The sequence below is a fragment of the Pseudomonas sp. B1(2018) genome (genome assembly GCF_003097365.1).
Lineage (GTDB): Bacteria > Pseudomonadota > Gammaproteobacteria > Pseudomonadales > Pseudomonadaceae > Aquipseudomonas > Aquipseudomonas laurylsulfatiphila.
The window spans coordinates 323100-336583 of the sequence record NZ_PYUK01000003.1 but is presented as its reverse complement, the minus strand read 5'-3'; the positions used below and the strand labels follow the sequence as shown (position 1 = coordinate 336583).

The 13484-nt window shown below is 58.7% G+C and carries 10 protein-coding genes; 5 read left to right on the top strand and 5 right to left on the bottom strand.

The genetic code is table 11. The annotated features are described in order from the left end of the window. Positions 1-80: 80 nt before the first annotated feature. The 4 genes from C9422_RS06685 to C9422_RS06670 all read left to right on the top strand — a co-directional run bounded on the left by C9422_RS06685 (position 81) and on the right by C9422_RS06670 (position 7992). Positions 81-473, top strand: a complete 393-nt coding sequence (locus tag C9422_RS06685) for a response regulator (protein ID WP_116580083.1) — start codon at positions 81-83, stop codon at positions 471-473. 247 nt (positions 474-720) lie between these two features. Then, the gene (locus tag C9422_RS06680; protein ID WP_007973494.1) at positions 721-1347 is read left to right on the top strand and encodes a response regulator transcription factor; all 627 of its coding nucleotides are present in this window, start codon (positions 721-723) and stop codon (positions 1345-1347) included. An 8-nt stretch (positions 1348-1355) separates the two neighbouring features. Beyond that, positions 1356-4997 carry a transporter substrate-binding domain-containing protein gene (locus tag C9422_RS06675; protein ID WP_116580082.1) on the top strand — a complete coding sequence of 1214 codons (3642 nt, stop codon included), beginning with the start codon at positions 1356-1358 and terminating at the stop codon, positions 4995-4997. 49 nt (positions 4998-5046) lie between these two features. Beyond that, the gene (locus C9422_RS06670) at positions 5047-7992 is read left to right on the top strand and encodes an HD domain-containing phosphohydrolase (RefSeq protein WP_116580081.1); all 2946 of its coding nucleotides are present in this window, start codon (positions 5047-5049) and stop codon (positions 7990-7992) included. On the opposite strand, the gene C9422_RS06665 is transcribed toward C9422_RS06670, so the two are convergent. Together C9422_RS06665 and C9422_RS06660 are read right to left on the bottom strand one after the other, a co-directional pair. After that, on the bottom strand, positions 7993-8475 hold the full coding sequence (locus C9422_RS06665) for a GAF domain-containing protein (RefSeq protein ID WP_095966417.1): 483 nt from the start codon (positions 8473-8475) through the stop codon (positions 7993-7995). Further along, positions 8472-9362, bottom strand: a complete 891-nt coding sequence (locus tag C9422_RS06660) for an ATP-binding protein (protein WP_116580080.1) — start codon at positions 9360-9362, stop codon at positions 8472-8474. Before C9422_RS06660 ends, C9422_RS06665 begins: the two co-directional genes overlap by 4 nt. 123 nt (positions 9363-9485) lie before the next feature. On the opposite strand from C9422_RS06660, the gene C9422_RS06655 reads away from it, so the two are divergent. Next, positions 9486-11849 carry a response regulator gene (locus C9422_RS06655; protein ID WP_116580079.1) on the top strand — a complete coding sequence of 788 codons (2364 nt, stop codon included), beginning with the start codon at positions 9486-9488 and terminating at the stop codon, positions 11847-11849. Here C9422_RS06655 and C9422_RS06650 read toward each other — a convergent pair. The 3 genes from C9422_RS06650 to msrB all read right to left on the bottom strand — a co-directional run bounded on the left by C9422_RS06650 (position 11833) and on the right by msrB (position 13395). Next, positions 11833-12294, bottom strand: a complete 462-nt coding sequence (locus C9422_RS06650; RefSeq protein ID WP_116580078.1) for a MarR family winged helix-turn-helix transcriptional regulator — start codon at positions 12292-12294, stop codon at positions 11833-11835. The genes C9422_RS06655 and C9422_RS06650 overlap by 17 nt on opposite strands. Further along, positions 12291-12776, bottom strand: a complete 486-nt coding sequence (locus C9422_RS06645; RefSeq protein WP_008002671.1) for a glutathione peroxidase — start codon at positions 12774-12776, stop codon at positions 12291-12293. Before C9422_RS06645 ends, C9422_RS06650 begins: the two co-directional genes overlap by 4 nt. A gap of 223 nt (positions 12777-12999) precedes the next feature. Beyond that, positions 13000-13395 carry a peptide-methionine (R)-S-oxide reductase MsrB gene (gene msrB / locus C9422_RS06640; protein ID WP_007973511.1) on the bottom strand — a complete coding sequence of 132 codons (396 nt, stop codon included), beginning with the start codon at positions 13393-13395 and terminating at the stop codon, positions 13000-13002. Positions 13396-13484: the final 89 nt, after the last annotated feature.

Sequence of the window (13484 nt, the reverse complement as noted above, 5' to 3'; positions counted from 1 at the left end):
ATGGCGAGCGAACTGATCGCCTGTCCGACGCTCTCGCGAAACAATCGCCCTCCCTCTGTTCGACAGACGAAGTGTGCACCATGGCCGAAGACGATCTACGAATCCTCGTGGTGGAGGACCACCCCTTCCAACTGATAGCCACTCAATGCCTGCTGGAAAGTTATGGCTTCACCCGACTGACTGCCGCCGACAGCGCCAGAAGCGCCATGCAGCAGATGCTCGGGGTTAAACAGCCATTCGACATCCTTTTATGCGATCAATGCCTGCCCGATCTCACAGGACTCGATCTGGTCCGGTTCGCCAGTCAGCGAGGGCTGATCAGGCAGGCGATCATACTGAGCAGCCTGACGACGTCTGAACTGGATGAACTTGTAAAAACGGCCAACGAACACGGCCTGCCATTATTGGGTTACTTGATAAAACCATTGAAACATTCTGAATTTAGAGACCTGTTGAGCCTGGCACCAACATAAACAAAAAGCACATATAAAAACCGAAAAATGCACAGCGTAAAACCTACAAACAATTTCCTTGAAAAGTGCACAAAACCGCCGGACTTCCCCGGACTTCCTAACAAGAAACCTAGTTAATACGTAGTCCCATTCCTCTTAATTTGTAGGATTTCTCCTATATTGCTGCTACAGCCCGGTCCGTTCATGCGTCCCTTCAAGTAACTGAGCTAAGGTGCGCGCTTTATTTGAGCTCGCATGGGACTTGATTATGAACTCCGTTTTTATTGTCGACGATCACCCGGTTATCCGCCTTGCCGTTCGAATGTTGCTGGAACACGAAGGTTACAAAGTCGTCGGCGAAACTGACAATGGGGTCGACGCCATGCAAATGGTTCGCGAATGTATGCCGGACCTGGTCATTCTCGATATCAGCATTCCAAAACTGGATGGCCTGGAAGTGCTGTCCCGGTTCAACGCAATGAGTAATCCTCCTAAAACACTGGTACTGACCGCACAATGCCCGACACTCTTCGGTATTCGTTGCATGCAATCCGGAGCCTCGGGTTATGTCTGCAAACAAGAGGACATCAGTGAACTGGTGAGTTCCATAAAAGCGGTATTTTCAGGTTACAACTATTTCCCGAGTGAGGCCTTGAACCCCATCCACGGAGATGAAACACGTTGCATCGAATTGGAACTGTTCAAGTCCGTAAACGACCGGGAACTGATGGTCCTGCAACTTTTTGCCCAAGGTCGCACAAACAAGGAAATCGCCAAGGGCATGTTTCTGAGCAACAAGACCGTGAGCACCTACAAAAAGCGCCTCATGCAGAAACTCAAAGCCAAATCCCTGGTTGAACTGATCGAGATGGCAAAACGTAACGCACTCGTGTGAGAACCTGGATGCCCAGCCGTTTGAAGGTCTATCTGATTCAAGTGACCGCAGGTCTATGTGTGAGCACGTCGTTGTTCGGAGCACCGGGCAATGAACTCTACACGCTGCTCAGTCGCTCGAAGGTCGGCGCGCTGGAGATTCGACTGGATGAATCCCAGCAACAATGGATAAACAACAAAAATCAACTGACGCTCGGCACGTCGGCCCCGGACTACCCCCCTTTCGACCTGACCACCAGTGGTCAGGACTATGAAGGCTTTACCGCCGATTACGCTGGCCTTCTGGAAACAGCAACCGGATTGCCGGTCAAGGTTCAGCGTTTCGAATCCCGAGGGGCCGCGATCGCTGCGCTACAGAACGGCGATGTCGATCTGCTTGGCACTGCCAATGGATTCGAGGCTGGCATTGCCGGGATTGCACTGTCCATACCCTATGCCGTCGACCAACCCGTATTGGTGACCCGCGAAGGGGAAACCCGATCTCTCACCGATGGCCTGGCCGGATTGCGCCTGAGCATGGTGTATCACTATTTGCCGCTGGCGGAAGTCAAGGCGTTGTACCCAAAGGCGATCATCACGTCCTATCCGTCCTACCAGAATGCGATCAATGCCGTTGCCTTCGATCAGGCGGACGTGTTTCTCGGTGACACGATTTCAACTCACTACATGATCAACAAGGGGTACTTGAACAACATCCGGATGGCCAACTTCGGCAAACATGAAGCCCACGGTTTCAGCTTTGCCGTCAACAGGAACGCCCCCGAGCTGCTCAGCATCATCAACGCGATGATCAAGGCCATTCCCTCCAGTGAGCGAGAAAACATCGCCAAACGCTGGAGCGCCGGCAGCGACATTCTGCTGACCGATCAAAAGCTGCAACTCACTGACCGGGAAGAACGCTGGCTGGCCCAACACCCGATAGTGCGCGTCGTCGTCAACGAAGCCTTTGCGCCACTGACGTTTTTCGATAGCAATGGCAACTTTCGCGGGGTCAGCGCGGATTTGCTCGAGCTGATCAGGCTGCGCACCGGCTTGCGCTTTGACATCCAGCGCAGTCGAAACGATGACGAGATGATCAAACAGATCAAAAACAACCAGGCCGATGTGATCGCCGCGTTGCTCCCCAGCGCCAAACGTCAGTCCCAGCTGAACTTTACCCGCCCATTTCTGGAAAATTCCTACGTCCTGCTGACCCGTAAAGCCGCCGACAGCCCAACCAACCTCGAGCAGTTGCAGGACAAGCGCCTGGCCATTGCCCGCGGCAATCCACTCAGGGATTACCTGCGCAGAGAGTTTCCCCGGATCAAGCTGATCGAAACCCCGGACACTTTCAGCGCCGTAGAGATGCTTGCCGAAGGTCAGGCCGAAGGCGTGGTGAACTCACTGGTCATTGCCAACTACTTCATTTCGTCGCGGTTGTTCGAACACACTTTGCAAATCAGCACCACCATCGGTACCGAGCAGGCAGCGTTCTCCCTTGCCACTGCACGGGACGCCAAAGAGCTGAACGCCATTCTGAACAAGGCGCTGCTGAGCATCTCGCCGGAGGAACTGGGCATCATCAACAGTCGATGGCGCGGCTATTCGGCGTCCTCGCAAAGCACCTGGCGCAATTATCAAAGACTGTTCTACCAAATCGTCATCGGTGCCGGTGCGCTATTGCTGATTTCCATTGCGTGGAACGACTACATGCGACGCCAGATCAAGCAGCGCAAGGCCGCCGAGCGTGCATTGAACGATCAGTTCGAGTTCATGCGATCGCTGGTCAATGGCACGCCCCATCCGATCTACGTACGTGATCGCCAGGGGCTACTGCAAAGTTGCAACGACAGTTACCTGCAAGCGTTCTGCGCCAGGCGTGAAGATGTCATCGGCAAAAGCGTCATGCAGGGGTCGATGAGCAATGTGTTCGAAGCCCGGGAGTACCAGGCTGACTACCAGCGTGTGGTGACCGAGGGCAGACCGTTGATCGTCGATCGCGAACTGCACATTGGTGGCCGGCGGCTGACGATCTATCACTGGATTCTCCCCTACCGAGATTCCAGCGCGAAAGTGCAAGGCATTATCGGTGGCTGGATCGACATCAGCGAACGTCGGCAACTGCTCGATGATCTGCGCTGCGCGAAAGAACACGCCGATAACGCCAACCGCGCCAAAAGCACGTTTCTGGCCACGATGAGCCATGAGATCCGCACGCCGATGAATGCAATCATCGGCATGCTTGAACTGACACTCAAGCGTCTTGATCATCGGCACCCGGAGCGTCCGGCCATCGATGTCGCGTACAACTCGGCGAAAGGGTTGCTGGAACTGATTGGCGACATCCTCGACATTGCCAGAATCGAATCCGGGCGCTTGAGCCTTAGCCCGGAGCGCGTTAATCCGGGTGAACTGGTGGCCTCGGTCGTACGGATTTTCGATGGCCTTGCCCGACAGAAGGAACTCGAACTGAAGCTGGAGTTTTCTTCGGCCAACCCGACCTTCGATGTGTTGCTGGACCCTTTGCGCTTCAAGCAGGTGCTGTCCAACCTGATCAGCAATGCCATCAAGTTTACCGAGCAAGGCCAGGTCCGGGTCATTGTCGACCTGCAGCCAGCAATGCAGCCTGATCGTGTGCAAATGCGGGTGCAGGTTCACGACAGTGGTATCGGGATCAGCGAACAGGATCAATACCGGCTGTTCGAACCCTTCGCCCAGGCCGACAACGCCGTTCAATCGGCCAGGGGGGGCGCAGGGCTGGGGCTGGTCATCAGCCGCAATCTCTGCGAGATGATGGGCGGTAGTCTGCAATTGCGCAGCGAGCCGGGGGTCGGCACTCAAGTGGAGGTATTGCTGCACCTGGAAGCGTTGCCGATGCAACAACCTGCCCAGCTGGCCGAGACGCAAATTGTCGTCGACACAACCCCACTGAATGTTCTGGTCGTCGACGATCACTCGGCCAATCGTTTGCTCACCTGCCAGCAACTGGAGTTTCTAGGCCATCGATTTACTGTCGCGGCCGATGGCCAGGAGGGATTGAAGGCATGGAAAGACCAACCGTTTGATCTGGTGATCGCCGATTGCAACATGCCGGTCATGAACGGTTACGAGCTGGCCCGTGCCATTCGCCGGCATGAAAGTCAAAATCATCGCCCTCCCTGCACCGTACTCGGGTTCACCGCCAACGCCCAACCGGAAGAAATACAACGCTGTAAACAGGCCGGAATGGATGACTGTCTGTTCAAACCCCTTAGCCTCGGAGCCTTGAGTCAGTGGATGGAAAACATTGAGCCCACCCATGCAGCCCCGGCGTTCAGCCTGCACGGGCTGAAACTGCTGACCGGAGGCGACCCCATATTGAACCGCCGATTGCTCAACGAGTTGGTCAACAGCAACCGCCAGGATCTGCAAACGCTGCTGTCGCTATCCAGCTTCGGGGATACGCAGGCGCTGCAGGACATTGCCCACAAAATCAAAGGCGCAGCCCGAATAGTGCAAGCATCACCCCTGATCGACCGCTGCGAGGCGCTTGAAGCCGCCTGCCATGAGGATTTCGATCGCGAAAAAGTGGCCGGATGCTGCCAATCCATGGAGCGCACCATGCTTGAGCTGGAGGACGCGTTACTACGTCAGATCAAGCATTACGACGAAGGCAAAATGACAGAGCCTTAACTATGCTTGGACCCTCGGCAGGGTGTTGACCCTCATGGAGAAACCCGCAATGCCTGACCCACTGCGCACGGATCCACGCCGGTTTCCACTGCATGTCCATATCAGTGTGATGTTCACCTTTCTGTTGTTGCTGACCGGAGTGCTGCTGGGTCTTTTCAACTACCGGCAAACGACCCAGATCATACTGTCCAGCAGTGAAAAACTCTTCAACCGTATCGAGCAGGATGTCCGGCTGGACCTGCACGCCACCTATCAACCCATTCGCCACCTGTTGAGCCTGCTGGCACTCAATCCGGCGGGCCAGTCCGCTGATCTGGAACACCGCCTGGCACTGCTCGAACCGTTCAGCCAGTCACTCGAGGACAACCCCAATCTGGCGTCGCTGTACCTGGGCTACGACAACGGCGACTTTTTCATGGTTCGCCCGCTGCATACCCCAGAGGTCAAAGCCCTGGTCAAGGCTCCGGACATGGCGGCTTACCAGGTCTGGAGCATTGAGCACGACAGCAGCGGCCAGGCTCGTTCCCAGTCTTTGTTTTTCGACCGCAACCTGGCCCTCGTCAGTCGCCAGGACAACCTGAACGACACCTACGACCCTCGCAGCCGTGCCTGGTTTACCAGCGCCCGTAGCGACAATGAACAGATTACGACCGAACCCTATATCTTTTTTTCCACCCATGACATTGGCACGACGCTGGCACGACGCAGTGGCGACAAGGCAATCCTGGCCGCCGACCTGACCCTGGCCGAACTCAGCGCGACCCTGGCCAAGCACGTCGTGACCCCTCATACCGAAATCGTGCTGTTCGATGCCGAAGGCAATGCTATTGCCTACCCCGACAGCCGCAGGCTGATCATCGATGATCAGACGTCCCGCCTGATCAAGGCCGCGGACCTGAGCCCCAGCCTGGGTGCGTTGCTCAACAACTCCTCTGAAGGCAATCGCCTGGATGCCAACGGCCGGAAGTGGATCGTGGCCCGCAGCAGCATGCAGGAAGGCGGCCCCCAAGGCCTGCAACTGGCGCTGCTGGTTCCGGAAGACGAGTTGCTCGTCGATGCTTACCGGATGCGCTGGCAAGGTGCGCTCATTACCCTGGCAACGCTGCTGTTATGCGTGCCGCTGGGTTGGCTGACCTCCAGAGTCCTGGTCAAACCCTTGCGCGCCCTGGTGCAGGAGGCCGATGCGATTCGCAGTTTCGATTTCAATTTTCCGCTTTCCCGTCGCTCGCCGGTGCTCGAAGTCGACCAACTGAGCGTGTCGATGGCACGGATGAAAGACACGCTGGCGAGCTTCTTCCAGATCACTGACAGCCTCAGCGCCGAAACCCGTTTCGCCCCCCTGCTGGAACGCGTGTTGTTTGAAACCGTGAAAATCGGTCAGGCCCGGGCCGGCCTGATCTATCTGCGCGAAGGTGATGGCGGGCATATGGAACCCCACGGACTGGTCATCAATGACACCACCGAAAACCTGCAATCCTTCGACATCCGCGGACACTCACTGGAAAACCCGCAAAGCCCCCCATGGCTGCAGCAGCTGGCAAACGTCGACAACATCGTCAGTAACCTGGGGTTCGAGCAAGCGGGCGATCTGCAGAAAGTCTTGCTCGCGCTGGAAAGTCCCCGGGTCCATCTGATCGGAATCCGCCTGCATAATCGTCACAACGAAACCGTGGGCTTGCTGGTGTTGCTATTGGCCGACAGCGGCGAGCAAAGCGATCTGGAAAAACTGCGGCCGGACCGCATTGCGTTTCTCCAGGCGGTGTCCGGCGCGGCGGCCGTGTGCATCGAAAGCCAGCGTCTGCAAGCCCGACAAAAACAGTTGCTGGACGCCTTCATTCAACTGCTGGCCGGTGCCATCGACGCCAAAAGTCCCTATACCGGCGGCCATTGCCAGCGCGTGCCGGAACTGACCCTGATGCTTGCCCGGGCGGCGGCGGCCAGCCAGGACCCCGCCTTCAGCGCCTATCGGCCGACCGACGATGAATGGGAGGCACTGCACATCGCTGCCTGGCTGCACGATTGCGGCAAGATCACCACACCGGAATACGTCGTCGACAAAGCCACGAAGCTGGAAACCCTCACCGATCGCATCCACGAAATCCGCACCCGCTTCGAGGTACTCAAGCGCGATGCCTGGATCAGCTACTGGCAGGCCATTGCCCTGGGCGGTGACGAGCAAACGCTGGCAGACCTGCGTGATGCCAGCCTGGCCCGACTGGATGATGATTTCGCCTTCATTGCCCGTTGCAATCTGGGGGGCGAAGCCATGGCCGACGCTGATCTGCACCGGCTGCGCAGCGTGGCTGAACGCACCTGGACCCGGACCCTGGATGACCGGCTGGGCGTGTCCTGGGAAGAGAACCGGCGTCAGGCCCGAACACCCGCCCCCACCCTGCCCGTCAGCGAACCCTTACTGGCGGACAAACCCGAGCACCTGTTCGAACGCAGCGAAAACGAAGTGATACCGCAAGACAATCCCCTGGGTTTCAAACTCGACGTTCCGCCCCACAAATACAATCGGGGCGAGCTGTACAACCTGAGCATTGTCCGGGGCACCCTGACGAGCGAGGAGCGTTATGTCATCAATAACCACATCGTTCAGACGATCCTGATGCTCAACCATCTGCCATTCCCCGGGCACCTGCGCAGCGTCGCGGAAATAGCCGGCGGGCATCACGAAAAAATGGACGGCAGTGGTTATCCGAAACGCTTGAAGCGAGCAGACATGAGCCTGCCGGCGCGAATGATGGCGATTGCCGATATTTTCGAAGCGCTGACGGCCGCCGACCGCCCCTACAAAAAAGCCAAGACCTTGAGCGAGGCGCTGGGCATCATGGCGTTCATGTGCCGTGATGCCCACATCGACCCGGAACTGTTCGGGCTGTTCATCAGGGCACAGATCTATTTGCAGTACGCCAGGCGCTTCCTCGACCCTGCGCAGATCGATACGGTGGACGCACCGGGCCTGCTGGCCAAGGCGGGCCTGGCGTCTTGATCAGCAGTCGGTCAGGCGCAGGAAAATCGCCGCCAGTTGCTCGATACCGGCCTGGTCCTGCGGGGTGAACCGCGCCAGTTTCGGGCTGTCGAGATCGAGCACGCCGATCAATCGGCCGTCCTTGACCAGCGGCACTACCAGTTCGCTGTTCGAGGCGCTGTCACAGGCAATGTGACCTGGGAATGCGTGCACATCTTCGACCAACTGGGTCTGCAAGGTAGCGGCTGCCGTTCCGCAGACGCCACGTCCGAACGGAATCCGCACACAAGCGATCTGCCCCTGAAACGGGCCCAGCACCAACTCCTCATTGCGGTTGAGGTAGAAACCGGCCCAGTTCAGGTCATCGAGCTGATTGAACAGAAACGCCGAGAACTGCGCGGCATTGGCGATGAAGTCCCGCTCGTCCGCCAGCAAGGACTCCAGCTGCGCGTGCAGCATGCCGTAGCCTTCGAGGCCCTGGCCGCTCTTTTGTAAATCGATCATGCCTTGTGCTCCAACAGTTTCAGCCCGACCCAGTAACGGGCAAATTGATAAGCGCAACGTCCATTGCGATTGCCTCTGCCGGTGGCCCAGCGTACCGCCAGGATGTCCAGCTCTTCGCTGCGCTGCCATGTCAGTCCGGCCTTGCCGGCCAACTGGCCGATCCAGTGCTCGACGACGTCGAGGAAGTGTTCCTGGGTAAACGGATAGAACGAGAGCCACAGGCCGAAGCGGTCCGACAGCGCGATCTTGTCCTCCACCGCCTCGCTCGGATGCAGCTCGCCATCGACCCGCTTCCAGTTCTCGTTGTCACTTTCCTTTTCCGGCACCAGGTGGCGACGGTTCGACGTGGCGTACAGCAGGACGTTATCTGGCGCCTGTTCCAGCGAGCCATCGAGTACGCTTTTGAGCACTCGGTAATCGCCCTCGCCCGACTCGAACGAGAGGTCATCGCAAAACAGCACGAAACGCTGGGGCAGTTTGCCGATCTGTTCGACCACGCGCGGCAGGTCTGCCAGGTGATCGCGTTCAATCTCGATCAGACGCAAACCGGTTTGAGCGTGCTCGGCCAACAAGGCGCGCACCAGCGACGACTTGCCGGTGCCGCGCGAGCCCCACAGCAAGGCGTGGTTGGCGGGCATGCCATCGAGGAACTGTTGGGTGTTGCGCCCAAGCTGCTCAACTTGCCGGTCGACGCCGATCAGATCCGACAGGCGCATGTCGAGGCTGACCTGCAGCGGCATCAGATAACCGCCGCGAGACTCACGCTGCCAGCGCGCCGCCAGGCATTGCGTCCAGTCGATGGCTGGCCGGGGTGCCGGCAGCAACGGCTCGATACGGGCCAGAACGGCATCGGCGCGTTCAAGAAAAGCATTCAATCGGGAATCCACGACTTCTCCTCGGGCACGTTCACAGTAATGATGGTGATACAGCGACGAAACACAGCGTCACACAAGCGGCTGCCCCCGCGGTACAGGCCTCGCGAGAACATCAACAGGCAGGCATGATCGACTATGCTTGAGCAGCGAAAGGAAACGGAAGTGGTTCACCCTCCCATGGACATCAAATTCACCAACCGGCTGTCATTCAAGCAAGCCCGGCTGACCGTGCTGGTCGGTTTCATTCTGGGCACGCTGCTCAGCCTGCTGCAAATAGGCATCGATTATGCCAGTGAAGACGCCTCCATCAATCGTGAAATCCTTTCATTACTGGAAATCAGCCACAACCCGGCCTCGCGAATCGCCTACAACATCGACGCCGAACTCGCCAAGGAGCTGACCCAGGGCCTGCTGCGCTCACCGGCGATCATCGGCGCGAAACTGACCGACAACAACGGCACCGTGCTGGCCAACGCCAAGCGACCCGAGGTGCAAAACGGCTACCGGATGCTCAGTGACTTCCTGTTCGGTGCAAGCCGACAGTTCGAAGACCGGCTTTACCTGGATCATTTACCCAACGAATCTCTGGGTACGCTGCGGCTGAAGGTCGATACCTATGCCTTCGGCAATCGGTTCCTGCGCCGGGCCGAAGTGACCCTGATCAATGGCTTCGCCCGCAGCCTGCTGCTGTCCGGCATCCTGCTGGCGTTGTTCTATGTGATGCTGACCAAACCCCTGGTGCGGGTGATCCGAGAACTCAGCGGTCGCGACCCGGGCAACACCGAACCGACGTCGCTGGAGTGTCCCGCCGGGCACGCCAACGATGAGATCGGTGTACTGGTCAAGGTTGCCAACCAGCAATTCAAAAACATCGCCACCGAAATCCGGCAGCGGCGCAACGCGGAAAACCGCCTGACCGAATATCTTGGCCAGCTGGAAAACATCGTCTCGGCCCGCACCGCCGAACTCAAGGCGATCAACGCCCGGCTGAGCCAATCCAACGAGGAACTGGAAGCCGCGCGCAGCACCGCCCTCGACATGGCCGAAGCCCGCTCGGTGTTCCTGGCCAACATGAGCCATGAAATCCGCACGCCCCTCAATGGCTTGCTCGGGATGATCGCGCTGTCCCTCGACGGACCGCTGAATGCCGAACAACAGCAACAGCTGTCGATCGCCCACGACTCGGGCAAGGTACTGGTGGAACTGCTCAACGATATCCTCGATTTATCGAAATTCGATGCCGGTCAGCTCGAGCTCGAGCACATCCCCTTCGATCTCGGATCGCTGATCGAGGACACCGCCAACCTGCTGTCGCAGAACGCCGCCCCCAGCGTCGAACTGACCTGCCTGATCGATCCGCATTTCCCGGCACTGGTGCTCGGCGATCCGACCCGGGTACGGCAGATCGTCAGTAACCTGCTGTCCAATGCCCTCAAGTTCACCCGATTCGGGCGTGTCGACGTGCGCCTGTCAACGTTCGGGGACGGCGTCAGAATCGAAGTGTGCGACACCGGCATCGGCATCCCTCAGGAAGCCCAGGCCAGGATCTTCCAGCCTTTCACCCAGGCCGGTGCCGGTATTACCCGCCAATTTGGCGGCACCGGGCTGGGCCTGGCGCTGACCTGCAACCTTTGCGAAGCCATGCAGGGGCGCCTGACGATCAGCTCCGAAGCGGGTTTTGGCAGTCAGTTCTGCGCCGATCTGCCATTACCCAGCCATACCCGCGCAATGCCTGCTGTTGCGCTCAATGGCAAAGTCGTCGCCATCACGGCCGCCAGCAGCGGGCTGGGTGAACTGCTGAACAGCCTGTTGCCTGGCTGGGGGCTGGACTATGAACGGCGCTCCATGGATGACTCACTGCTGGGCCTGGCAGCCGACGTGCTCATCACCGACTGCCCCGAATGCCTGTTCAATTTGCGCCCCGCCCTCAGCGCGCCGATCCTGCTGATCACCGCGTATGGCAATTTCATGCCCAGCGAAGAGGTAAACGCCCTCGCCCCCCTGCAACAACAGGCACGCCCCCTGGCCCGCAATACGCTGTATCAGAGCTTGCGGCGGATCCTGCAACCACAGCCCCAGCCGATCAACGATGTCCGGCACGAAACGCAAAGCCCGCTACGCCGCGGGCGCGTGCTGCTGGTGGAAGATAACCCGGTGAACCAACTGGTGGCCAAGGGCATGCTCGGCAAACTCGGCTGCGAGGTGACCACCGCGGCCCATGGTGCCGAGGCCCTGGATCAACTCGAACAACGGGAGTTCGACCTGGTGCTGATGGACTGCAACATGCCGGTGATGGACGGCTATGAAGCCAGCCGGCAGATCCGCCGCAGCGGGCGCTGGCCCCAGCTGCCCATCGTCGCCCTGACGGCGAACGCCATGTCGGAGGAGCGCGAACGCTGTCGTGCCGCGGGCATGAGCGACTACCTGGCCAAACCCTTCCGGCGCGAAGAACTGGCCGCCCTGCTGGACTTGTGGATCCCCGCTACGACAGCGCCCTGATCTGTCCCAACAGGTGGTCGAGACCATCGCGCAAGTCGTTGAGACGATTCAGGCCGACCCCGCTGTCGCACAACAACCGCGCCTTGAGTGGCCCGACCTGATCGCGCAAGGCCGTTCCGGCGGGCGACAGGCTCAGGTGCACTTCACGCTCATCGCGCGCCGAACGCTGACGCTGCACCAGCTGCAGTTGTTCGAGGCGCTTGAGCAAGGGGGTCAGCGTGCCGGAATCCAGGGCCAGACGCTCACCCAATGCCTTCACGGTCGGTTGCTCGGGGGCCGCTTCCTGCCACTCCCACAGCACCAGCATCGCCAGGTACTGAGGGTACGTCAGGCCCAACTGATCGAGCATTGGCTTGTAGGCGCGAATGACCGCACGGGAAGCTGCGTAAAGCTTGAAACACAGCTGGCTGTCGAGCTTCAGGGAATCGACGGACAAGGTGTTCATTTGAGCAGGGCTTCGATCTCGCGGGTCAGGTCCTGCGGTTTGGTCGCCGGGGCGAAGCGCTTGACCAGTTGCCCGTCCTTGCCGATCAGGAACTTGGTGAAGTTCCATTTGATGCCCTGGGAACCCAGTACACCCGGAGCGCGCTTTTTCAACTGCACGAACAGGGGATGGGCCCCGGCGCCGTTGACTTCTATCTTTTTGAACAGCGGGAAGCTGACACCGAAGTTCAGCTCGCAGAATTCGGAGATCGCCCCTTCATTGCCCGGCTCTTGCTTGCCGAACTGATTGCAGGGAAAACCGAGCACCACCAGGCCCTGGTCCTTGTAGGTCTGCCACAACTCCTCCAGGCCTTTGTATTGCGGAGTGAAACCGCACTTGCTGGCCGTGTTGACCACCAGCACGGCCTTGCCGGCGAAATCCGCCAGGGTCTTTTGCTCTCCCTTGATCGTGGTGCAAGGGATGCTCAGCAGGTTGTCGCTCATGTTTGAGGTTCCGAGTGAATGCCAGAGCCAACAAAATAGCGAGCAATTGAATTGTGTGCAATCTATTAATCAGGTCAGATCAGCTGTCCGATACACAACCCTGTAGGAGCTGCCGCAGGCTGCGATCTTTTGATTTTTTTTCCGGATCGCAGAAGATCAAGATCAAAGGATCGCAGCCTGCGGCAGCTCCTACAGGTTCAGCGCATGGTCCGCTCGCTTCGGATCAGTCGCGGGGAACGAGGTCCAGGCACACCGAGTTGATGCAATAACGCAGGCCAGTCGGCGGCGGACCATCAGGAAAAACATGCCCCAGGTGCGCGTCGCATTTGGCGCAGACCACTTCGGTGCGGATCATGCCGTGGCTGACATCACGGATCTCGGTCATGGCACTGTCGCCGATCGGCGCGTAGAAACTCGGCCAGCCGCAGCCGGAATCGAATTTGGTCCTGGAATCGAACAGCGGTTCGCTACAGCAGATGCAGTGGTAGACACCGTCGGTTTTGGTGGCGTTGTATTTACCGGAAAACGGACGTTCGGTGCCTTTGAGGCGGCACACGTTGTACTGCTCTGGATCGAGCATCGCCTTCCATTCTTCCAGGGTTTTTTCCAACTTTTCCATCATCACACCTCAGCGGCTGAAAAAGCCCGATCTGTACCTTTTCCACGGATCGGGCGGCACGTATGATTGCGCCTCGTCAAACGCCAGTC